The following is a 21,880-nucleotide window of genomic DNA, read 5'->3' on the forward strand; positions in this document are numbered from 1 at the left end:
GGGGGGCCCCCCCCCCGGGGGGAGGGGGGGGGTCGCTGCGGGGGCCTTCGGGCGGGGCCCGGCCCCGGGGGGGGGGGGGGCGGGGGGGCGGGGCCCGGGGGGGGGGGGGGGGGCGCCGCGCCGCACCCGCGCCGCCGCACCCGACCCCCACCCCCTCGCCCGTGACGCCCCCGGGCTGGCCGGTGGCGCTCCCGCCCGGCCCGTGACGCTTCCGGACGCCACCCTCCGCCGCGCCCGCCCCCGGCCCACGGCGAACCACACCGCCGCGCGCCTCACCCTCCGCCGCCCCACGCGCCCGGACCCCGCCAGCCGCCACACCGTCGCGCGCCTCACCGCCCGCGGTCCCCCGCCCGGGCCCCGCAATTGCCGCCGACCCCGTGGCAGCCGCCGCCGTCCCCGCGCGGCCCGCGCCCTCCGCCGCCCGCGGCCGGCTCCGCAGCCGTACCCCGCCCCCGCCGCCGTCCCCGCGACGCGGCCTCCGCCTCCACCTGCCCAGGCCCCGCGGCAGCCGCCGCCGGTCAGGGTCCCCGCGGCCCGCGCCCTCCGCCGCCCCCACCCCGCTCCGAGGGCTGCCCCCGTCCCCGTCGCCGCGCCGACCTGCGCCGACGGGTCGGCCGCTGCGAAATACTGGCCGTCCGTGGGCACCGGACCCGCGGACGGCACGGCACGGCACGGCACGACAGCGCGCGAGGGATGCGGACATGCACACAGGCCCGACGGGGAACGGACCGGAACGCACCGGGGACGACGCCGCCGACCCGGAGTTCCTCGCCCTCGAACGCGAACTGGCGGTCTTCCTGCGCCGCGCCCGGGCCTCCTCCGGCGAGATGGCCCGGGAGGTCCACCCCGAACTGGAGCCGGCCGCGTACGGCCTGCTCGCCCGGCTCGACGACGCGGGCGGCCGGCGCGCGACCGAGCTGGCCGCGTACTTCGGCGTCGGCAAGGCCACGATGAGCCGCCAGCTGCGCGCGCTGGAGGAGCTGGGGCTCGTCGCCCGGGAGCCGGACCCGGCCGACGGCCGCGCCTGGCTCGTCCACCTCACCGACGAGGGACGGGACCGCTTCCGCCGGGTCCGCGACGCCCGCAGGGCCCGGTACGTGCGCAAGCTCGCCGGCTGGGACCGCGCCGAGGTCGCCGAGCTCGCCCGCCTCCTCCACCAGCTCAACACCCGGGCCGAGGGCGGCGAGCCGGGGACCCGGCGCGGCCCTCAGAGCTCCGCGTAGACCGCCGTCGCGTCGTCGTGGAGCTTCCAGCGCCGCACTCCGCCGGCCTCCGCGTCCCGCGCCTCCAGCGCCCGCACCCGGTCGAGCAGGCCCCGCGCGCCCTCCTTGCGGAGCACGCCGAGGCACTGCGGCCAGTCGCCCTCCCGGAACAGCTCCACCCACCGCGCCGCGCCGTCCGTCAGCGCCGCCAGCGCGCGCACTTCGGACCGCGGCGTCACGCCCGTCACCGCCCGCGCGGCCACCGCCGGGTCGGCGGCGGCCGTGAAGAAGCCGCCGTCGGCGTTGCGGAGCAGGTCCGTGGCCGCGTGGGAGCGCAGCACCTCCGGCGGGACCGCGTCCAGCCGGTCGTCCAGGACGGCCCGGACCCCGCCCTCCGGCGACTCCAGCAGCAGGACCGAGTCGGAGAGGACGAGGTGCTCCACCGTCCGGTCGTCCCAGCGCGCCAGGACCACCGTCGCCTGGGGCGTACGGACGTGAGAAAGGTCACACCCACCTTCGTGGGCGTCCGCGGTGCGCCGGATTGCCTCGGCGAGGACCTCCGTCAGCGTCAGGTCGGTCCGCGAAGCGGACAGTTCGGTCAGCGCGCCGCCCAGGCGCGCGGTGAACCAGTGCACCGAGTGCACACAACCGTCGTCCCCGGAAGGCGGGGTCACCCCGTCGAGAAGCACCACCACACCGCCCCGGCCGGACGCGGGGACCGCCGTGGCCGCCCAGTCCTCGTTGGGGCGTTCGGGCCGGCCGGGCAGCGAAGCGGTCTCACTGTGCATGCGCCTCAGTCTGCATGACTCCTCCACGCCGCGCACATGGCCCGGCAGGGAGCGGTACCAGCAGGTCAGGGCGGCGCCGACCGCCCAGGCAGGGTCCGGGCCGGGCTCACCGGCCGAGGTGCGGGCGCGCATACTGCCAAAGCCCGCGCGGAAGGTCCAACCCGGCCCCCGCCCCCACCCCGCCGGCCGCCGGTGCGCGAGTTGTTCGCCAACTCCGGAGTGTTGTTCACTCGTTCGGGTGGCGGAGTGGCCGAGGGGTGCTCGCTGCCCAAAAGGGCTGGAATGGTCGGAAGCCGTACCAGGGGTGGGAGCGCTCTCCATGTGTGACCGGCCGTCACCTCTGCTTCAAGGGCGAACGAGTTCAAGAATGTGAGCACCGGTGCAGAAGCGCAGTGACACTCCCGGCGATCCCCACGTTCCGGGCGGCCGCCGCGTACGGGTCCGCAGCCGGCTCGTGGCCGGTGTCGCCCTCGTCGGCGTCACCGTCATCGGCGCCGGGACCCCGGGCCTGCTCACCACCTCCGCCGATCTGACGGAATCCCAGGGCCTGGTCACCCTCGCCGAGCTGAACCGCCAGGCGGTCACCCTCGCGCACTCCCTCGCCGACGAGCGCGACGAGGTCACGGCGTACGTCGCCGCGGGCCGCGCCGCCGGCACGGGAGACGGCGGTGACGGTGACGGCGAGGCCGGCGGTACGGGTGCCGGCGGGCCGCGCGAGGGCGCCGGCCGCGCGAAGCCGGCCCTGTCGAACACGTCCACCGCGCGCGTGGACCGCCAGATCGAGGAGATCCGCGCCGCCGCCCCCGAGGACCTGCGCCGCGCCCTCGCCGAGGTGCCGGCCCTGCGCCGCACGGCCGTGACCGGCGACGGCACCGCGCTCGCCGCCCACCGCGCGTACACCGAGGTGATCGATCGGCTGCGGGCCCTCGCCGGCCAGGTCGCCGACCGCACCCCCGCCCGCGCCACCGACGGCCCCGGCCGCGCCCCCGCCGAACTGGGCCGCGCCGTCGAGCAGGCGTCCGCCACCCGCGGCCTCCTCCTCGCCGCGCTCGCCCTGCCCGATGCGGCCGGCGCCGACCGCACCGTCTTCGACCCGGTCAGCGGCCGGTACGTCACCGAGGAGGACCCCGAGGCCGCGGCCGCCGCCCGCGCCCGGGACGAACTGGCCTCCGCCGCCCACCGCGCGCGCGTCCGCGAGCAGGTCGCCCTCGCGGACTTCGACGCCGACGCCGACGCACCCGCCCGCCGGTCGCTCGCCGCGACCGTCACCGGCCCCGAGGTCAAGGCGGCCGAGGGCTACCTCGCGAAGCTCGCCGACGGCCGCGAGCTGACCCGCAGCGAGCGCAGGACCGACCCCGAGCAGCTGTCCGCCGCGCTCACCGCCCGCATCGAGCAGATGCGCGGCGTCGAGTCGGCCCTCGCCACCCGCCAGGTCGAGCGCATGGAGGGGCTGAGGGACGCCGACGTCACCGCTCTGGAGCTGCGCATCGCCGTGCTCGGCGGCTGTCTGCTCGTCGCGATCGGCGTCTCGACGGCCGTCGCCCGCACGCTCACCCGGCCGCTCGCCGTACTGCGCATCGGGGCCGCCCGGGTCGCCGCCGCGCCGGAGGCGGAGGAGCCGATCCGCTTCACCGGGCGGAACGACGAGTTCGCCCAGGTCGTCCGCTCCCTCAACACCCTGCACGGCCACCTCCTCGACCTCGCGGCCCGCGCCGGACGCGACGGCGGGCGGGAGGCGGCGGCCGCCGAGCTGACCGCCCACCACGCCGAGCTGCGCGCGGAGACCGACCGGCTCACGGCCGAGCTGCGGACGCTGCGGCACACCGTCCACCACACGTTCGTCAACCTGTCCCTGCGCACCCTCGGCCTGGTCGAGCGTCAGCTCACGGTCATCGAGAAGCTGGAGGAGCGCGAGCAGGAGCCGGAGCGGCTCGCCACCCTCTTCAAGCTGGACCACATGGCCACGGTCATGCGCCGGCACAGCGAGAACCTGCTGATCCTCGCCGGGCACGAGCACAGCCACGCCCACCAGGGGCCGGTCCCGCTGGTGGACGTGCTGCGGGCGGCCGTCAGCGAGATCGAGCGGTACGAGCGGGTCGCCATCCAGTCCCTGCCCCCGCACGCGTACGTCGCCGGGTTCGCCGCCGACGACGTCAGCCACCTCCTCGCGGAACTGCTGGAGAACGCCACGTCGTTCTCGCCGCCGGAGGCCCGGGTCCAGCTCTCCGGCTGGCTGCTGGAGAGCGGCGACGTGATGCTGTCCGTACGCGACAAGGGCATCGGGATCACCCCGGCGCGGCTCGCCGACTTCAACGCCCGACTCGCCGACCCCGCCCTGGCCCAGGCCGCGGCGGACGCGTCCGCCGCGGCCGCCGACGGGGCTCGGGCCGGGGTCGAGCCCGAGGGAGAGGGGCTCGGCCTGCGGGTCGCCTCGCTCCTGGCGGCCCGCCACGGGGCGCGCGTCGAGCTGCGGACCGAGGAGGACGGCGGCGTGACGGCCCTGGTCGTCCTGCCGCAGACCCTCCTGCCGGACGCCCCCGCCCCGGCGGTGCCGCCGGCGGTGGCGCTCGCCGAGGGCCTGCCGACCGTGAGCCTGCCCGGCCCGGCGGCGGAGGCCGGCTCCCCCGGATCCCAGCACCGCAGGACCCCCGACGACGCCCCGGTGACGCAGGACGCGCCGCAGGACGCGCCGCAGGCGCGGACGGGCCACGACGCCGCGGAGGCACCGGCCGACGACACTCCGGCCGACGTCCCCGCGGAGGCGACCGCCGAACCCGCCGACGACGCGGAGGCCGCCGAGGCCGCGGGACCCGCCCCGACCGCCGGGGCCACCGGCGAACCCGGCGACGGCACCGACACCACGGTGGCCACCGACGACGCGGAGGCCACCGAGGCCACCGACACCACCGACACCACCGAGTCCGCCCCGACCGCCGAGACCACCCTCCAGGTGCGGCTGCCCGAGCCCGGTGGGGACGGGCACGAGCGCGGCGAGGACGCCGCGCCCAAGTGGGAGCGGGTCGGGCGGGTCACCGACAAGGGCCTGCCGAAGCGGACGCCGCGGATCGTCGAGACGACGGCGCCCCCGGTGGAGCGCACCGGCGGGGTGAACGCCGAGGAACTGCGCCGCAGGCTGGGAGGGTTCCAGCAGGGCGCCCGCGACGGCCGGCGTGACGTGGAGGCCGAGATCGCGGGTACGGAAGAAGCGGGATCAGGAACGGGGGACACAGTCGAGGAGGCACACAAGTGAGTGCGACGACCGGCTCCGGCACCGGCACCGGGACCCGAGGACCGAGCAGCGGGGCGCAGAACCTGCACTGGCTCCTGGGCAACCTCGTGGAGGAGGTGCCCGGCGTGCGGTCCGTCGCCGTCGTGTCGTCGGACGGGCTGCTGCTGCTGTCGTCCGACCCCGACGCGGCGCGCGGGGACGCCGGCGGTGAGCGGCCGCGCGGCCCGCGCGGGTCCAGCGCCGACCTCGCCACGATCGTCTCCGGCATCGGCAGCCTCACCGCCGGGGCGGCCGGCCTCATGGACGGCGGCGGCGTCAAGCAGACGATGGTCGCCATGGAACAGGGCAGCGTCTTCGTCATGGCGATCAGCGACGGCTCCCTCCTCGGCGTGCACGCCGCGCCCGACTGCGACATGAGCGTCGTCGCGTACCACATGGCACTCTTCGTGGGCCGGGCCGGGCACGTGCTCACGCCCGAACTCCGCAGCGAGCTGCGCCGGTCGCTGGAGGGCGACCGGTGACCGCCCTGTCGGCGGGGCTGCCGGTACGCGGCGAGGGGCGCAGGCCCGCCCGCGTACGCCCCTACTCGCTCACGGGCGGCCGCACCCGTTTCGGGCACGTCCTGCTCGTCGAGACGTTCGTCGCCGCCCTGGAGGCCCCCGACGCGGACGGCTCGGCCCCCGTCAGGGAGGCCCGGCAGGCCAGGCCCGGCGGGCGGCTCATGCCCGAGATGCGGGCCATCGTGCAGGTGTGCCGCCGGATGCGGACGGTCGCCGAGATATCCGCGCTGCTGCGGATACCGCTCGGCGTGGTCCGGGTGCTGGTCAGCGACCTCGCCGACCAGGGGCGGCTGCGCGTGTACGGAACCGGGCACGGCACGGGGCAGCCCGACCGCGCGCTGCTGGAAAGGGTGCTCAATGGACTCCGCCGTCTGTGACCTGCCGGAGGAGGAGGCGCCGGCGCCCTGGCAGCTCGACCGCGACCGGGCCCCCATCGCGACGAAGGTCGTCGTCGCGGGCGGCTTCGGGGTCGGCAAGACCACCTTCGTCGGTTCCGTCTCCGAGATCACCCCGCTGCGCACCGAGGCCCTGATGACCCAGGCCGCCGCGGACACCGACGACCTGTCGGCCACGCCCGACAAGGCCACCACCACCGTCGCGATGGACTTCGGCCGCGTCACGCTCGACGAGGACCTGGTCCTCTACGTCTTCGGCACGCCCGGCCAGCAGCGCTTCTGGTTCATGTGGGACGACCTGGTGCGCGGCGCGATCGGCGCCGTCGTCATGGCCGACACCCGGCGCCTCACCGACTGCTTCGCCGCGCTCGACTACTTCGAGAGCTGCCGCCTGCCGTACGTGGTCGCCGTCAACCACTTCGAGGGCACCCCGCGGTTCGAGGTGGCGGACGTGCGCGACGCGCTCACCGTCCCGCCCGACGTACCGATCGTGATCATGGACGCGCGGGAACGGTCCACCGTCGTCGAGTCGCTGCTCGCGCTCGTCGCCCGCGCCCTGGAGACGACCCCCGCCTAGGGGTGTCCCGCGCACCACGGCTACACAAGGAAAGAAGAGGCCCCCTCTCGATGCGCCAGATACTCATCGTCGGAGCCGGCCAGTCCGGGCTCCAGCTCGCCCTCGGACTGCAGGCCCGGGGGTACGACGTCACCCTGATGTCCAACCGCACGGCCGACGAGATCCGCCACGGGCGCGTCATGTCGACGCAGGTCATGTTCGCCACGGCGCTCCGGCACGAACGGGACCTCGACCTGGCCTTCTGGGAGTCGCAGGCGCCCCGCATCGAGGGCCTCGGCGTCTCGGTCGCCGGCCCGGACGGGTCCCGCGCCGTCGACTGGGTCGGCCGGCTCGACGGCTTCGCCCAGTCCGTGGACCAGCGCGTGAAGATGGCGGGCTGGATGGAGACCTTCGCCGAGCGCGGCGGCCGGCTCGTCATCCACGGCGCGGCCGTCTCCGACCTGGACTACTTCTCCCGCACCTACGACCTCGTCCTCGTCGCCGCGGGCAAGGGCGAGCTGGTGTCGATGTTCGAGCGCGACGCCGCCCGCTCCGCCTTCGACGAGCCGCAGCGCGCGCTGGCCGTGTCGTACGTGCACGGCCTCGGCCCCCGCCCCGAGCACCCGGAGTTCGACGCGGTCCGCTGCAACCTGGTGCCCGGTGTCGGCGAGCTGTTCGTGATGCCGACGTTCACCACCGGCGGCCGCGCGGACATCCTGTTCTGGGAGGGGATCCCGGGCGGGCCGCTCGACGTCTTCCAGGGCGTCAAGGACCCGGGCGAGCACCTGGCGCTCACCCTGGAGCTGATGGAGCGGTACACGCCCTGGGAGTACGCCCGCGCCACCCGGGTGGAGCTGACCGACGCCGGAGGCACCCTCGCCGGTCGTTACGCGCCGACCGTCCGCAAGCCCGTCGGGCGCCTCCCCGGCGGCGGCCTCGTCCTCGGCGTCGCGGACGTCGTCGTCGCGAACGACCCCATCACCGGCCAGGGCGCGAACTCCGCGGCGAAGTGCGCCGCGAGCTACCTGGCGTCCATCGTCGAGCACGGTGACCGCCCGTTCGACGAAGCCTGGATGCAGGGCACGTTCGACCGTTACTGGGAGACCGCCCAGCACGTCACGAAGTGGACGAACGCCATGCTCGGCGTCCCGCCGGAGCACGTGCTCGGCCTGATCGGCGCGGGCGAGCGGCACCAGGCCGTCGCCGACCGCTTCGCCAACGGCTTCGACGACCCGTCGGACTTCGAGGGGTACCTGTACGACCCGGCGGCGACCGCCGCCTACCTGGCGTCCGTCGGCGCGGCCTGACGCCACCCCGCACGCCGCCACCGGCCGCGAGGCGCTGTGGCGGGTCACCCCCGCAGGGGGCGGCGGCGACGACAGGTGCACTTGCGCGGTGCCCGAGGCCGCCGCTCCCGAGGAGGTGACCCGCCGCGGCCCCGACCCCACCCACCGGCCGGAACCGGTGGCGGATCAGTCCCCGCCGGCGCCGTCCCCGGGCAGCGGCGGCGGAGCGTAGGAGGACAGCGGCCGGGCGTCCGCGTCGGGCCGTACGGCGCCCAGCACCGGGTGCGCCGCCAGCGGTGAGACCGACACCGGGGCGCCGGGACGCGGCGCGTGCAGGACGCGCCCGCCGCCCACGTACAGCGCGACGTGGGTGGCGTCCGGGGAGTACACCACCAGGTCGCCGGGGCGCAGCGACCGCAGCGGGACGCGGGGCAGGGTCCGCCACTGCTCCGCGCTGCCGCGCGGCACCGACCGGCCCGCCACCTCCCACGCCCGCGACGCGAGCCCGGAGTCGTCGAAGGACTCCGGGCCCCTGGCGCCCGGGGCGTACGGCTTGCCGAGCTGCTCCGCCGCGTACGCCACGGCGTCGGCGCCCTCCCGGGACGGCGTGCCCTCCCCGGCCGGTACGCCCTCCTCGTCCAGCGTCCCGGTGGCCGTCAGCTCCTGCCGGGCCCCGTCCGCGCGGTCCCGTTCCAGCGCGGCCAGCTCCGCGAGTTGCCCGGCCGACAGTCCCGCGAGGGCATCCTCGACCTCCCGCAGCCGGGCCTGCGCCTCGTCGTGGGCCCGCTGCCGCGCGGCGATCAGCGCCTGGTGCGCGTCGAGGGCCCGGCGGGCCGCGGTCGCGACCGCGTCGGCCCGCTTCTCGCCGCCCTCCAGCCGCGCGACGGCCGCCGCCTGCTCCCGAGCCGCGCGCCGGAACACCTGACCCTGGTCGAGGGCGTGGCGCGGGTCGCGCGTGAAGAGCAGCCGCAACGACAGGGGCAGGTCGGTGCGGCCCTGGTACTGCGCGCGGGCCAGCCGCCCGGCCGCGGCGCGGGCCCGGGCGAGGGCGTCGCGGGTGCGGGTGAGGTCGCCGCCGAGCCGCCGCGTCTCGGCGGTCTGCGCGGCCAGTCGCTCCTGGGCGGCGTGGTACGTCTCGCCCGCCGCCTCCGCGTCCCGGTAGAGCGCCTGGAGGCGGGTGAGCAACACGGAGACGGACTCAGCCCCGGCCCCGGCCCCGGCCCCAAACCCAGCCCCGGCCCCGGACTCGGGCCCGGACTCGGACTCGGACCCGGCCCCGGACTCGGGCTCGGGCCCGGCCCCGGACTCGGGCCCGGCCCCGGACTCGGACCCGGGCTCGGCCCCGGGCTCGGGCTCGGGCTCGGCCCCGGCCTCAGACCCGGAACCGGGTTCCGGGACGGCCGTCGCGGGGGGCGCGGGGGCGGTGAGGGCGAGCGACGAGGCGAGCGCGAGCACGGCCACCGCCCGCCGGACCGCCACCGCCCACCGGTCCGCCGCCCTCGCGCGGTACGGCGCAACCCTGCCGATCGACATGCCACCACCTCCGGTCATGGACGCAGTGATGATGGTTCGTCAGATGTGGGGATGAAACGACTATGGGGCCGAACGGGCCAACCCGTCCGCCCCTGCGGGGGAGCGCGCCGGCCGTCCTCCGCCGCCGGGGCCCGCGCTCAGGAGGGCCGCTCCGGTCCGTCCCGCCGCTCCGGCTTCGACCAGGGCCACATCAGGCCGCGCCGCTCGCGCCCGGCCGGCTCGTAGACGTACTTCCAGCCGCGCTGGAGGCCGAGCCGGGGGGAGTGGCCGGCGGGCTCGCGACGGTAGGCGTGGACGGTGGGCGGGCCGCCGCCCTCGTCGGGGACGGGGACCTCGTACCACTTCGGCGGATGGCCGGTGGGGCCGGTCAGCACCGGCAGGACCCGGCCGTCCAGGGGGCCGCCGTGGAAGGGCGTGTTCTCGGTTCGCACCGCACCAGTGTCACAGCAGGTGGGCGGCCCCGCCCACCACGGGCACCACCCGGCGGGCGAGGGTGCCGACCGGCCCCTCGGCGGTCTCCAGGGAGAGCAGCGCCGCCACCACCCGCGCGGTCTGCGCGTCGGTCGCGGCGGTGGCGGTCAGCAGGGCCACGAGGTGGTCGACGAGCCAGCCGCGCAGCTCCGCCGCGGGCGGGCACTTCTCCTCGTCCAGCCAGATCAGGGAGGCCGCCTCGACGGCCGCTATCCAGGTGCGCACCATCATCCGCAGCCGCGGCCCCGGGTCGGGCACGTCGAGGTGGACGAGGATCTGCTCGGCGGCGGCCCGCCGCACCTCGTCCACGATCGCCGTCGTCCGGGACGTCTCGGCGACGCTGCCGCCCTGGAGGAGGGCGCTGAACCCGGCGTCGTGCTCGTCGACGAAGCGCAGGTACCGGTCGAGGACCCGGGCGAGCCGCTCGGTGGGCGGGCCGTCTGCCGGCTCCGCGAAGCACAGCTCCAGCCGGTCCGCCGCCGAGCGGAGCGCCGCCTCGTACAGCTGCTGCTTGCCGCCCGGGAAGTACCGGTAGACCAGCGGCCGGGAGACCCCGGCCGCCTCCGCGACGTCGTCCAACGACACCTCCTCGGGCGCGTGGTGCGCGAAGAGCGACAGCGCGGCGGTGAGGAGCTGCGTACGCCGCTCCTCGACGCTCAGCCGTCGGTACGCGGGCGTGGCGGGCGTGGCGGCACGGGTCATGCCCGCAGCGTAACCCCGTCGGCGCGGCGGGTGTCAGGGCGCCGGGGCCGGCCGCCCGCCGCGCTCACGCGAGCAGTCCGGAGCTCTGCCAGAGCCTCCGCCCGACCCCGCGCAGCACGCCGATGTCGTCGAGGAAGTCGGTCAGGCGCCGGGCGCCGGACTGCATGACCTCGCGGCGGTGTCCGCTCGCCCTGACCTGGGCGACGGCCTCGCGGCGGTCGAGGCCCACGTTCTCGTAGACCTGCGGGTTGACGAAGCAGACGGAGAAGACGCGGGCGGCCTCGCCGCAGCTGATGCGGGTGAACTCCTGCTCCCAGCGGGGCGCCGTGACCATCTGGCGGCGCAGCTCCTCGCGGGCGTAGCGGACGTGGCGCGCCTCCTCCACGACGTGGATGCGGGTCACGCCGCGCACCAGCGGCTGGACGCGCTCGTCGGGGAAGGTCAGGCGCTGCATCCAGTCGAGTATCTCCTCGCCCAGCAGCGTCGCCGCGAACGACCCCGGCGTCGTCGACACCGTCTTCAGCACGCGCGCCATGTTGTGGTAGACGCGCGGCACCGGGTACGCCGGGGCCTCACCCTTCTGGATGAGCCGGGCGAACATCATCGAGTGGCGGCACTCGTCCGCTATCTCGGTGAGCGCGTAGCGGACGTGGTTGCTGGTCACGGACTTGTCGTAGACGTGCCGCACCAGCAGCTGCATGAGGATGATCTCGAACCAGATCCCCAGGGACGCGAGGGACGCCGCCTCGTGGCGGGCGAGGTCCATCCGCTGCTCCTCGGACATCCGCCGCCACAGGGGGGTGTCGTAGAGGGAGACCAGCTCCGGCGGCCAGAACCACTTGCCGTCCTCGAAGGGCGCGTCCCAGTCGAGTTCGGTGTCGGGGTCGAAGGAGTGCTTGGCGGAGGACTCCAGCAGCCGCGCGGCGACCTGCTCGCGGTCCCGCAGCGGGCCCAGCGCGTCGCGCAGCAGGCGCAGATCGGGTTCGGACACGGTCGTCATGGTCTCGGCCACCTCGCAGTCGGCTCTTCGGGTTCTGCGGTCGCTCCCTTATGAGACTGCCTGTCAGTAAGCCCGTCAATCCCCCCGGCGCGACTTGTTGACCCGACGTCTAGCAAGATGGACGCTGCCCCCGTCACCACCCGCACCGCGCACCCGCAGCACCACCACACCCGAACCCGTACCCGCATCCGCACCCCGCCCGCAGCCCGCACCCTGGGGCCGACGCGAAGGAGCCGCCTGTGTCGACGCACGACCTGTACGCCAACGACCCGGGGTCCCCCGTCTGGCAGGTCCCCGCCTCCGGCGCCGCCCGCTTCTCCTGGGAGTACGACGAGGGGCGCGCCCGCCTCCTCGCCCTCTACCAGAAGGGCAAGGACAAGCAGTGGGACAGCACCCGCCGCATCGACTGGGACCTGGAGGTCGACCCGTACGACCCGCTCGGCACCCCCGACGAGGCCATAACGGTGCACGGCACCCGCCACTGGTCGCGGATGACGGAGAAGGACCGCGGCGACCTGCGCCGCCACTACGCGGCCTGGCAGTTCAGCCAGTTCCTCCACGGCGAGCAGGGCGCCATGGTGTGCGCCGCCCGGATCATCGAGGCCGTCCCCGACCTGGACGCCAAGCTGTACTCCGCCACGCAGGCCATGGACGAGGCCCGCCACGCGGAGGTGTACAGCCGCTTCCTGCACGAGAAGATCGGGATGCTGTACCCGATCAACGACAACCTCAAGTCACTGCTCGGCGACACCCTGCGCGACTCCCGGTGGGACATGCCCTACCTCGGCATGCAGGTGCTCATCGAGGGGCTCGCCCTCGCCGCGTTCGGCATGATCCGCGACACGACGAAGAAGCCGCTGCCCAAGCAGATCCTCGCCTACGTCATGCAGGACGAGGCCCGGCACGTGGCGTTCGGCCGGATGGCGCTGCGCGACTACTACCGGCAGCTCACCGACGCCGAGCGGCGCGAGCGCGAGGACTTCGTCATCGAGGGCTGCTACCTGATGCGCGACCGGCTGCGCGGCGTCGAGGTGCTGGAGAACTTCGGCATCCCGAAGCGCGAGGCCGAGGAGATGTCGGAGCGGTCGGAGTTCCTGCAGCTCTTCCGGAAGCTGCTGTTCAGCCGGATCGTGCCGTGCGTCAAGGACATCGGCCTGTGGGGCGAGCGGCTGCAGAAGGCGTACCTGGACATGGGGGTCTTCGACCTCGGCGACTCCAACCTCGACCTGCTGATGGCGGAGGACGAGGAGATCGCGGAGCGGCTCGACGCCGAGCGGTTCGCCGCCGAGGAGGCCGAGCGCGTCGCCGAGGTCGCGCGGGCCGTCGCGGACGGCGCGGAGGCGGAGGGCGTCCGGGCGGACGACGTCCTCGCGGAGGGCGCCACGGCGCTGGGCGCGGCCCTGGAGAAGTAGCGGTCCGCGGGCGGCGGCCCGCCGGGCGCCCGCCGGCCCGGCGCCAGCCGCCCGACGGGCACCACGGCTGCCCGGAGTCCGGCGCCCGCCGCCAGACGGCCGCCTCCGCCCGCCGTCAGACGGCCGCCTCCGCCCGCCGCCAGACGGCCGCCCGGCGCCAGCCGCCCCGCCCGTCCGGGGCTCCGCCCGCCGGCCCGGCGCCAGCCGCCCGACGGGCACCACGGCTGCCCGTGCGGTCAGTCGCGGGCGGCGGACGCCAGCGCCGCCTCCATCACCGTCCGGGCGATGGGCGCCGCGCTGCCGCCTCCGCTGATGTCCTCCCGCCGCGCCGACGCGTCCTCCACGACGACCGCCACCGCCACCGCCGGCCGGGCCGCCCCGGCCGCCCGCGCCCAGCCGATGAACCACGCGTACGGCGTGCCCAGGTTGCCCACGCCGTGCTGGGCGGTGCCCGTCTTGCCGCCGACCTCGGCGCCCTCGATGGCCGCGTTGCTGCCCGAGCCGCCTTCGACCACGTCCACCATCAGCCCCCGCAGCACCCGCGCCGTGGTGGGCTCCATGGCGCGCGCGTAGGTGCGGCGCGGGGTCCGCCCGACGAGCCCGCCGTCCGCCGTGGTCGTCGAGTCCACCAGGTGCGGGTGGGCCAGCTCGCCGCCGTTGGCGACCGCCGCCGCGACCATTGCCATCTGCAGCGGTGTCGCCGTCGTGTCGTACTGGCCGATGGCGGACAGGGCCAGCCGGTCCGGGGTCATGCCGGTGTCGAAGTTGGAGCGGGCCACGCGCGACGGCACGCGCAGGCCGGGGTCGTTGAAACCGAACCTGCGGACCGCTTCCAGCATGCCGGGCAGCCCGACCCGCACCCCCAGCCGGGCCATCACCGTGTTGCACGACCAGCGGATCGCGTACGCCAGCGAGGCGTCGCCGCAGCCCGTGGCGTCGTTCGGCAGCACCGTGCGGGTGCCGGGGAGCAGGTACGGGTCGGGGGTGCCGGTCGGGGCGTCGGGGTCCGTGACGACCCCGGCGTCCAGCGCCGCCGCCGCCGTGACGATCTTGAAGGTGGAGCCGGGCGGGTAGGTCTGCCGCAGCGCCCGGTTGAGCATCGGCCGGCCCGGCGCGGTGTTGAGCCGCGCCCACGCCGTGGCGACCTCGCTGCCCGTGCCGGAGAGCACCCCGGGGTCGTACGACGGGCTCGACACCAGGGCGAGGATGCGTCCGCTCGACGGCTCCAGGGCGACGACCGCCCCGCGCCGCCCCGACAGGCCGCGGAACGCGGCCTGCTGGAGCGCGCCGACGATGGTGGTGGCCACGTGGCCGCCGGGCGGGCGCCCGCGGCTGATGTCGCTCCACAGGGGGAGCGGGGAGAGGCTCGGGCTGGTGCCGGAGAGGAGGGCGTCCTCGGCGTCCTCGACGAGCGTGGTGCCGTACGTCTGCGAGGCGTGGCCGGTGACGGGGGCGTACAGCGGCCCGTCGGTGTAGGTGCGTTCGTGGCGCAGCAGCTGGCCGGTGTCCTTGGAGCCGGTGACCGGCCGCCCGTCGACGAGGATGTCGCCGCGCGGTGCGGCGTACCGGGACAGCACGGTGCGGCGGTTCGCCGGGTTGTCGTCGAGGCGGTCGGCCTGGAGGACCTGTACGCGCGCCGCGTTCGCCAGCAGCGCCACGAGGAGCAGCAGGCACAGGGCGGCGGCCCGCCGCACGGTGCGGGTGCTGCCGGGACGGGTCAGGTCGAGGTCGCGGGGGAGGGTCACCGGGCGTCCTCCGGTTGTGCGGGCGGCACGGTGCCCGCGCTGCCGGCCCCGCCGCCCGCCCCGCCCGCCGCGGGGGTGCCGTCGGCGCGCCCGTCGGCGGTGCCGTCGACCGGCGTGCCGGGGGCGCGGGCGGAGTCGCTGACGCGGATCAGCAGCGCCACCATGATCCAGTTGGTGACGACGGACGAGCCGCCCTGCGCGAGGAAGGGCATCGCCATCCCCGTCAGCGGGATCAGCCCCGTCACGCCCCCCGCGATGACGAACACCTGGAGGGCGAGGATGGACGCCAGCCCGATCGCCAGCAGCCGCCCGAAGGGGTCGCGCAGGGCCAGCCCCCAGCGGTAGCCGCGGGCGACGAGCAGCGTGTACAGCAGGAAGAGCGCGGTCAGGCCGACGTACCCCAGCTCCTCGCCCGCGGTGGCGAGGATGAAGTCGGACTTGGCGGCGAAGCCGATGAGCGCCGAGTGTCCGAGGCCGAGGCCCGCGCCGAACATCCCGCCCGCCGCGAAGGCGAAGAGCGACTGCGCGAGCTGCCCGGGGCCGCGGCCCGCCTCGATGGAGGCGAAGGGGTGCAGCCAGTCCTCCACCCGCCCGCGCACGTGCGGTTCGAGCGTCCCCACCACGAACGCCCCGACGCACGCGAGGAGCAGGCCGACGGCGATCCACCCGGTGCGGCCGGTCGCCACGTACAGCAGGATGACGAACAGGCCGAAGAAGAGCAACGACGTGCCGAGGTCCCGTTCCAGGACGAGCACGCCGACGCTGGTCAGCCAGATCGCCACGACCGGTCCGAGCACCCGCCCGGCCGGCAGCCGCACGCCGCCGAGGGTGCGGCCGGTGTGCGCGAGCGCGGTGCGGTTGGCGGCCAGGTACGCGGCGAAGAAGACGGCGAGCAGGATCTTCGCGAACTCGCCCGGCTGGAAGGACAGTCCCCCGACCCGGATCCAGATGCGGGCGCCGTTCACCGCGGGGAAGAGGATCGGCACGGCCAGCAGGGCGAGCGCGGCGGCGACCGACACGTACGCGTACCGCTGGAGGAGGCGGTGGTCGCGCAGGAACACCACCACGGCCGCGAACAGCGCGAAGCCGAGCGCCGACCAGACCAGCTGCGTCGGCGCCGCCCGGTCGGCCGGGGTCTCCAGGTCGAGCCGGTAGATGAGGACGAGTCCGAGCCCGTTCAGCAGGGTGGCGATGGGCAGCAGGAGCGGGTCGGCGTACGGGGCGGCGAACCGCACCGCCAGGTGCGCGACCAGCGCCAGCAGCCCGAGCCCGGCGCCGTACCCCGCGACGTCGGGCGGTACGGCGCCGCTGTGGGCGAGGCCGACGTCGGCGTAGCCGAGGACGGAGCACAGCACGGCGCAGACCAGCAGGGAGAGCTCGACACCGCGGCGCTTCGGCAGGCGCACCCGGGGCGGCGCGGGGTCCGAGGTCGCTGCGGTCATGGAGGGCAACGTAGCAAGATAAAAGTGCTATGTCCCTTATGTCGGGTTGCCTCATGGTCATGTCGGGCCACCCCGCGCCCGGTCCGGTGACGGCGTCCGGCCGGTGGTGCCCGGTCCGGTGACGGCGCCCGGCCGGTGGTGCCCGGTCCGGTGACGGCGCCCGGCCGGTGGCGCCCCGCTCCGTGGTGCCCCGTCCGGTGGTGCCCCGTCCGCGGCGGTGGGTCAGTCGCCGGGGGGCGCGTCCTCGCCGTCCGCGTCGAGGTCCGTGTACTCCGGCAGCGTCAGCCGGGCCTGCGCGCCGCCGTCCGGCGCGTTGCCGAAGGCCAGCTCCGCGCCGATGACGGCCGCCTGCCCCCGGGCGATCGTCAGTCCCAGCCCGTGCCCCTTGCTGCCGCTCTCCGTGCGGAACCGCTGCGGCCCGTGCTCCAGCAGGTACGCCGGATACCCCTCGCCGTGGTCCCGGACCGTCACCACCGGTCCGTCGACGGTGACCTCCACCGGGGCGCGGCCGTGCTTGTGGGCGTTGGCCAACAGGTTGCCGAGGACCCGCTCCAGCCGCCGCCGGTCCGTCTCCACCCGCGCGTCCCGCACCACCCGCACGGTCGTCTCCGTGCCCGACGCCCGCACCGCGCGCTCGGCGAGCGGCCCCAGCGCGTACACGTCGAGGTCCACCGTCTCGCTGCGCGTGTCGAGCCGCGAGATCTCCAGCAGGTCCTCCGTCAGCGCCCGCATCGCCCGCACCCTGTCCCGCACCAACTCCGACGGCCGGCCCGGCGGCAGCAGCTCGGCCGCCGCCGACAGGCCCGTCAGCGGGGTGCGCAGCTCGTGCGCCACGTCCGCCGTGAACCGCTGCTCGCTCAGCAGCTTCCCCTGGAGCGACGACGCCATCGTGTCCAGCGCCCCCGACACCGTCGCCACCTCGTCCTGCGGCCGCTTCGGGTCCTTGGTGCGCGGGTCGTTGACGCGCGCGTCCAGGTCGCCCGCGCTGATCCGCCGGGCCACCTGCGCGGTGAGGTGCAGCCGCCGCGTCACCCGGGTGACCGCGAACCAGCCGACCAGCAGCGTCGCCCCGATCGCCAGCACCGACGACCCGAGGATCGCCTGGTCGAGCCCGCTGATGGTGCGCGCGCCGAGCGAGTAGTCCACCCGTACGGCCAGCGCACGCCCGTCCGCCGGGCCCGCCGCCCACATCGTGGGCCGGCCCTCGTGGTCGGCGACCATCGTGCCGCGCTCGCCCCGCGCCGCCAGACCCCGCAGCGACGGCGGCAGCCCGACCGGGTCGACGGCCGCGAACGGCGGCAGCGGCTCCCCCGCCTCGTACGCCCGCGTCACGTCCTCCAGCCGGGACAGCGCCTTCTCGCGGGACGTGTCCACCGTCTGCCGCGTCACCGACACGTGCACCAGCGCACCGAGCAGCGCCGCCAGCGCGCAGCACATGAGCGTGATGAAGACCGCGGCCTTCCACGTCAGGGTCGCCGTCCACGCCGGACGCCGCGGCACGCCCCGCACCCGTCCGGCCCGCGGCCGGCGCGTGGCGCTCACCGGCCGGCCCCCGCGTCCCCGGCCCCGGCGTCCTGGGCCCCGGGCGTCGGCCCGGGGGCGGTGCCCGTACCGGGCGCGGTCTCCTGCTCGCCTTCCGGATCGGCCTCCGGCGGGGCGGCGGGCCGGGGCGGGTTCGGCTTCACCCGGACGATCTCGTCGCGCGCCGGCAGCATCGTCCGCTGCTGCGCGTCCCACGACCAGGCGGTGCGGTACTCGTAGCCGGGGATGCCCGCCGACACCGCCCGCAGGATCAGGTCCCGGCCCGCCAGCTCGACGCTCACCAACTGCTCGACGGTGGCCATGATGCGGGTGAGGCCGCCGTCCTCCGGCAGGTAGCAGCGCACCGCGACCAGCTGGTCGGGCATCGTGATGCCGACGATCAGCTCGTCCCTCCCGTCGCCGGTCAGGTCCCGGTAGTACGGCTTGAGGACCGGGCAGGTCTTCGGCGCGCCGGCGCACCCGCGGATCGCGCGCGCCGTCCCGTCGTCGATGCCGTCGGAGCCGCTGTACTGGTCGGGGTGGGCGTCCACCTCGGCGCGCACCACCGCGACCGGGTCGACCGCGCGGACGTCGCCGTCCGGCACCCGCACCCCGGGGACCCGCTGGGTGTCGCTCTCGCCGTAGTCGATCGGCGGGGCCGTCACCGGCGGCAGGTCGGGCCACAGCCGGACCGGACCCACGGCCGTGGGGGTGGCGCCCGCGCTCCTCAGCTCGCCGGCGTTCCCGCACCCCGTCAGCGGCACGAGCAGCGCGGCGGCCGCGGCGAGCGGTACCAGGCGGGTGGCGGCGCGCACGGCGGTGCGGCGGCTGCGGTGCGGGGTCACGGTGGTTCCGGTGCTCCAGTCGACGGTCCTGCCCCGACCCTATTTCGTCCGCGACACGGCCGCCGTCCGTCGGGGGCGGAGGGGGCCGTCGGGGGGCTGCGCCCACGGTAGGCGGTGGGCGTTGCGGTGGACCCTCGACCGTGTAACAGCCGCCCCACACCTGGAGCCGGCACCCCGTCGACCGAGCCGGCGCCCTGCCGACCGCTCCCAGAAGGTGGTGCCGGGACCGGAACGCGAGCCGGAGCCCGATGCCGACGCCGTGCCCCTACGTGCCTGCCCCGAGCCGGGAGCTGATCCCCGAGCCGGCACGTGCGAGCCGGGAGCTGATCCCCGAGCCGGTACCTGCCCCGTGCCCGTGCCTCCCCCTGCCCCGAGCGACGCGGTCGCGTCACCGCTGGCGGGAGCCGCCTCCCGGGACGCCGCCCGGCCCGGCGAGCCGCTCCGCCTCCGCGGCGGTGACCTTGCGTTCGACGCCGCAGAACGCGCACTGCGTCCGGTACGACGTGGAGACGGGGAACAGCGGCACGAAGAACAGCGTGAACTTCGTGACCCGGCGGCGCACCGCGTGCGCCGTGGGGTTGCCGCAGCCGCCGCACACCAGGGTCACCGTCGCCAGGTGGTACAGGTACCCCTTGGTACCGAAGACGATCATTCGGGTGCCTCCGTCGCCGGTTCGTCCAGCACCCGCCGGCACAGCTCCAGCAGCCGTTCGTCCTGGTGGATGTCGTGGTCGCCGGAGACGCCCGCCGAGACGTTGTGCCGCCGCGTACGGGCCAGCTCGGCGCGCAGCAGCGGCTCGGCCTCCGCCGCCGCACGACCCGCGGGCCCCAGCTCGGCGAGGCACTCGGCGACGTCGATCCGGGTGTGGCGGTTCTCCCGCCAGGCGGCCAGGAGCACCGGCAGCGCCTCTCCGAGGTCCCCGGTCACCCGGCACAGCGCCGCCGCCGCGTCGACGCGCAGCCAGACGTCCCGCGCCGTCAGGCAGGCGCGCAGCTCCGGCGCGGCCGCGCGGGCCGACCCGCCGAACGCCCCGAGCACCCACGCCGCGGCCCGCCGGTCGTGCGCGTCCGGCGCCAGCAGCAGCGACCGCAGCCGCGGCAGGACGGCACCGGCGTCACCCTCGACCGCCCACAGCGCCCGCGCGGCGGCCGTCGCCGTCCCGGCGCGGGGGTCGTCGAGCAGCGGCCGCACGTCCGCGACCGCCTCCCGGGCCGCCGGACCGAAGGCGGCGATCGCCCGCAGCGCCGACTCCAGCACCCACTCGCGGCGGACGGCCGGCGCCCCGCGCAGCACCCGTAGCACCTCGGGCAGCGCCTCGACCGCTCTCCATCCCGCCAGCGCCAGCAGCAGCGGCGCCGACCGCTCGCCGAGGTCGTCGTCGAGCGGCAGCGCGCCGAGCCGGCGGCGCAGTGCCGGTACCAGTGCGGCGCCCGCCTCGCCCAGGTGGGGGATCGCGTACAGCAGGCGGCCGTCCGTCTCCGGCCGCTCCAGCGCCCGCGCCAGCGCCGGCACGGCGCGCGCGTCCCCGGCCCGGGTCAGCGCGAGCAGCGCGCCCGCCGAACCGGGCCGGCCGCCCATCCACTCCGTCGCCCAGGGCGCCGGGTCCTCGGCGACCCGCGCGGCCAGGTCGTCCGTCGCGGGCCCGGCCAGCGCGAACAGCCCCTCCAGCCAGCTCGCCGCCGCCGCCCGCAGCCGGGGTTCCGGGGCGTGCAGCTGCTCCCCGACGAGCCGCACCACCTCGTCGTAGCCACCGCGCCAGGTGCGCACGAGACCGCCGCACATCCACACGGCGTCGGTCCGCTGGGCGCCGTCCGGGCTGCGCAGCTGCGCGGTGATCAGGGCGATGCGGTCGTCGACCCGGTCGTCGAGGGCGCCGTGCAGCGTGCGGAGCAGGTCGTCCGCCCACGCCGCGCCGCGGCCCGCCCGCTGCTCCTCGCGGGGCTCGCGAGGCTGCCCCACGAGGGTCGGCGCGGCGGGGCGCAGATCGGCGGTCTCCGCCGGCTGGGCGGGGTGCACGGGGTGCGACGCGCCCAACGCGTCGCGTACACCCGACGCGGCCCAGGAGTTGGCCGAATTAAACGCGTTGGCAGGCAAGTTGAGCGGGGTGCGCCCAGGGCCTCCGGCCGCCGCGGCCGGGCCGCCGCCGGGTCCGCACGGACAGCCGGGACCGGGGCCGTCCGCACCGGCGCGCCGGGCGGGTCCGGTCTGCCGCAGCTCCGCGAGGAGCGCGGTGACGGTCCGTACGACGTCCTCGGGGAGCCGGCCGGGCGCACAGCGGGCCAGTTGGGCCAGGGCGGCCAGCCGCAGGGCGGGGTCCTGCGCCGCTCCGGACAGCCAGCTCAGCCAGCCGGCCGTCTCGTCGCGCAGCGACTCGTACCGCAGGGCGATCCGGCCGACGGCCTCGACCAGTGCCAGGCGCACCTCGGTGTCCGTCTCGACCGTCAGCCGCTCCCGCAGCAGGTCGAGGACCCGGACGGGGTCGCCGTGCAGGGAGGCCAGCGCGCCCGGGACGGCCAGGCGGACCTCCCGGTCCCCGTCCCCGACCAGTGCCAGGAAGACGTCCGCGCCCGCGGCGACCGCGGCGGCGGCCATCGCGTAGTTGGCGGCGTCCTCGAACTCCTCGTCTTCGGGATCGAGTTCCTGCAGCTCGTCGTCGCCCGACAGGTCGATGCCGCCGATGCTGGCGAGCAGCTCGACCACGCAGCCGCGGTCCTGCACCTCGGGGCAGGCCACGAGCTCCAGCAGGAACGGGATGCACGCCAGCGTCGAGTCGTACACGTCGCCCTGGTGGTGCACCGTGCCGTACATCCCGTCCAGCGCCGTCTCGCGCTCCGCCGGGTCGTCGGACGCCAGTCCGCGCAGCAGCGCGGGCACGTCGTCGGCCGGGCCGTAGGCATGACCCAGCGAGGCCCAGTCGACTTCGTCGATCCCCGTGAACATGCCTTCCCTCCCCGTGAACCCTGCACTTGGGGGCAATAGTGCACCACACCGCGTACGGCGATGCCCCGGCAATCGGACACGCCCCGGACACGCTCCGGACACGTGTCCACGCCCCTTTTCCTCTGTTCTCTGCCCGGTTATCGTCCGGCCAGCCCTCCGCCCCGGAACGCCCCGGACGACCCCGCGGACACCCCCGCCCGCACTCGTGGCCGCGCCGGGTCGGGGCCTCGCCGACAGCCGAGCCGGGCGCCGG

At 76.2% G+C, this 21,880-nt stretch carries 18 protein-coding genes; 7 read left to right on the plus strand and 11 right to left on the minus strand.

Features of this window, described 5'->3' with window-relative positions:
• The first annotated feature begins 701 nt into the window (after nt 1–701).
• Nucleotides 702–1,223 (plus strand): MarR family winged helix-turn-helix transcriptional regulator, encoded by a 522-nt coding sequence (locus tag ACF053_RS13045; RefSeq protein WP_391953926.1) that lies wholly within the window; start codon nt 702–704, stop codon nt 1,221–1,223.
• Here ACF053_RS13045 and ACF053_RS13050 read toward each other — a convergent pair.
• Nucleotides 1,208–1,990, minus strand: a complete 783-nt coding sequence (locus ACF053_RS13050; protein ID WP_391953927.1) for a hypothetical protein — start codon at nt 1,988–1,990, stop codon at nt 1,208–1,210. The genes ACF053_RS13045 and ACF053_RS13050 overlap by 16 nt on opposite strands.
• Nucleotides 1,991–2,369: 379 nt before the next feature.
• On the opposite strand from ACF053_RS13050, the gene ACF053_RS13055 reads away from it, so the two are divergent.
• Genes ACF053_RS13055 through ACF053_RS13075 form a run of 5 tightly spaced genes read left to right on the plus strand, consistent with a single transcriptional unit; the run spans nt 2,370 to nt 8,037 of the window.
• Nucleotides 2,370–5,240, plus strand: a complete 2,871-nt coding sequence (locus tag ACF053_RS13055) for a sensor histidine kinase (protein ID WP_391953928.1) — start codon at nt 2,370–2,372, stop codon at nt 5,238–5,240.
• Nucleotides 5,237–5,740 carry a roadblock/LC7 domain-containing protein gene (locus ACF053_RS13060; RefSeq protein ID WP_391953929.1) on the plus strand — a complete coding sequence of 168 codons (504 nt, stop codon included), beginning with the start codon at nt 5,237–5,239 and terminating at the stop codon, nt 5,738–5,740. The genes ACF053_RS13055 and ACF053_RS13060 overlap by 4 nt, the downstream gene beginning before the upstream one ends.
• Nucleotides 5,737–6,156: a DUF742 domain-containing protein gene (locus ACF053_RS13065; protein WP_391953930.1), complete on the plus strand. Its 420-nt coding sequence runs from the start codon at nt 5,737–5,739 to the stop codon at nt 6,154–6,156. Before ACF053_RS13060 ends, ACF053_RS13065 begins: the two co-directional genes overlap by 4 nt.
• Nucleotides 6,137–6,751 carry a GTP-binding protein gene (locus tag ACF053_RS13070; RefSeq protein WP_391953931.1) on the plus strand — a complete coding sequence of 205 codons (615 nt, stop codon included), beginning with the start codon at nt 6,137–6,139 and terminating at the stop codon, nt 6,749–6,751. The genes ACF053_RS13065 and ACF053_RS13070 overlap by 20 nt, the downstream gene beginning before the upstream one ends.
• A 50-nt stretch (nt 6,752–6,801) precedes the next feature.
• Nucleotides 6,802–8,037: a styrene monooxygenase/indole monooxygenase family protein gene (locus ACF053_RS13075; RefSeq protein WP_391953932.1), complete on the plus strand. Its 1,236-nt coding sequence runs from the start codon at nt 6,802–6,804 to the stop codon at nt 8,035–8,037.
• A 165-nt stretch (nt 8,038–8,202) separates the two neighbouring features.
• Here the strand turns inward: ACF053_RS13075 and ACF053_RS13080 are convergent, their stop codons facing one another.
• The 4 genes from ACF053_RS13080 to ACF053_RS13095 form a co-directional block, all read right to left on the minus strand.
• Nucleotides 8,203–9,204 (minus strand): C40 family peptidase, encoded by a 1,002-nt coding sequence (locus tag ACF053_RS13080; protein ID WP_391953933.1) that lies wholly within the window; start codon nt 9,202–9,204, stop codon nt 8,203–8,205.
• Nucleotides 9,205–9,686: 482 nt separating this feature from the next.
• Entirely contained in the window at nt 9,687–9,980 is a 294-nt protein-coding gene (locus ACF053_RS13085) for a hypothetical protein (protein WP_391953934.1), read from the minus strand.
• A gap of 10 nt (nt 9,981–9,990) precedes the next feature.
• Nucleotides 9,991–10,722: a TetR/AcrR family transcriptional regulator gene (locus tag ACF053_RS13090; protein WP_391953935.1), complete on the minus strand. Its 732-nt coding sequence runs from the start codon at nt 10,720–10,722 to the stop codon at nt 9,991–9,993.
• A gap of 64 nt (nt 10,723–10,786) precedes the next feature.
• The gene (locus ACF053_RS13095) at nt 10,787–11,722 is read right to left on the minus strand and encodes an AurF N-oxygenase family protein (RefSeq protein ID WP_391953936.1); all 936 of its coding nucleotides are present in this window, start codon (nt 11,720–11,722) and stop codon (nt 10,787–10,789) included.
• A gap of 239 nt (nt 11,723–11,961) precedes the next feature.
• Between ACF053_RS13095 and ACF053_RS13100 the strand changes: the two genes are divergently transcribed.
• Nucleotides 11,962–13,134, plus strand: a complete 1,173-nt coding sequence (locus tag ACF053_RS13100) for a ferritin-like domain-containing protein (RefSeq protein ID WP_391953937.1) — start codon at nt 11,962–11,964, stop codon at nt 13,132–13,134.
• 236 nt (nt 13,135–13,370) lie between these two features.
• On the opposite strand, the gene ACF053_RS13105 is transcribed toward ACF053_RS13100, so the two are convergent.
• The 6 genes from ACF053_RS13105 to ACF053_RS13130 form a co-directional block, all read right to left on the minus strand.
• On the minus strand, nt 13,371–14,879 hold the full coding sequence (locus ACF053_RS13105; protein ID WP_391953938.1) for a penicillin-binding transpeptidase domain-containing protein: 1,509 nt from the start codon (nt 14,877–14,879) through the stop codon (nt 13,371–13,373).
• Nucleotides 14,876–16,321: an FtsW/RodA/SpoVE family cell cycle protein gene (locus ACF053_RS13110; RefSeq protein WP_391953939.1), complete on the minus strand. Its 1,446-nt coding sequence runs from the start codon at nt 16,319–16,321 to the stop codon at nt 14,876–14,878. The genes ACF053_RS13105 and ACF053_RS13110 overlap by 4 nt, the downstream gene beginning before the upstream one ends.
• Nucleotides 16,322–16,543: 222 nt before the next feature.
• Nucleotides 16,544–17,821: an ATP-binding protein gene (locus ACF053_RS13115; protein WP_391953940.1), complete on the minus strand. Its 1,278-nt coding sequence runs from the start codon at nt 17,819–17,821 to the stop codon at nt 16,544–16,546.
• A gap of 38 nt (nt 17,822–17,859) precedes the next feature.
• Nucleotides 17,860–18,687, minus strand: a complete 828-nt coding sequence (locus tag ACF053_RS13120; protein WP_391953941.1) for a hypothetical protein — start codon at nt 18,685–18,687, stop codon at nt 17,860–17,862.
• A gap of 388 nt (nt 18,688–19,075) precedes the next feature.
• A complete protein-coding gene (locus ACF053_RS13125) occupies nt 19,076–19,339 on the minus strand; it encodes a zinc-ribbon domain-containing protein (protein WP_391953942.1) in 264 nt (87 codons plus the stop codon).
• Nucleotides 19,336–21,627: a PBS lyase gene (locus ACF053_RS13130; protein ID WP_391953943.1), complete on the minus strand. Its 2,292-nt coding sequence runs from the start codon at nt 21,625–21,627 to the stop codon at nt 19,336–19,338. Before ACF053_RS13130 ends, ACF053_RS13125 begins: the two co-directional genes overlap by 4 nt.
• Nucleotides 21,628–21,880: the final 253 nt, after the last annotated feature.

The organism is Streptomyces kanasensis (assembly GCF_043077165.1).
GTDB classification, from domain to species: domain Bacteria; phylum Actinomycetota; class Actinomycetes; order Streptomycetales; family Streptomycetaceae; genus Streptomyces; species Streptomyces changanensis.

Excerpts from the sequence above, each read along its gene's own strand:
- ACF053_RS13045 (WP_391953926.1), top strand. The coding sequence starts at position 702 with ATGCACACAGGCCCGACGGGGAACGGACCGGAACGCACCGGGGACGAC.
- ACF053_RS13050 (WP_391953927.1), bottom strand. The coding sequence starts at position 1,990 with ATGCACAGTGAGACCGCTTCGCTGCCCGGCCGGCCCGAACGCCCCAAC.
- ACF053_RS13070 (WP_391953931.1), top strand. The coding sequence starts at position 6,137 with ATGGACTCCGCCGTCTGTGACCTGCCGGAGGAGGAGGCGCCGGCGCCC.
- ACF053_RS13075 (WP_391953932.1), top strand. The coding sequence starts at position 6,802 with ATGCGCCAGATACTCATCGTCGGAGCCGGCCAGTCCGGGCTCCAGCTC.
- ACF053_RS13090 (WP_391953935.1), bottom strand. The coding sequence starts at position 10,722 with ATGACCCGTGCCGCCACGCCCGCCACGCCCGCGTACCGACGGCTGAGC.
- ACF053_RS13095 (WP_391953936.1), bottom strand. The coding sequence starts at position 11,722 with ATGACGACCGTGTCCGAACCCGATCTGCGCCTGCTGCGCGACGCGCTG.
- ACF053_RS13110 (WP_391953939.1), bottom strand. The coding sequence starts at position 16,321 with ATGACCGCAGCGACCTCGGACCCCGCGCCGCCCCGGGTGCGCCTGCCG.
- ACF053_RS13125 (WP_391953942.1), bottom strand. The coding sequence starts at position 19,339 with ATGATCGTCTTCGGTACCAAGGGGTACCTGTACCACCTGGCGACGGTG.
- ACF053_RS13130 (WP_391953943.1), bottom strand. The coding sequence starts at position 21,627 with ATGTTCACGGGGATCGACGAAGTCGACTGGGCCTCGCTGGGTCATGCC.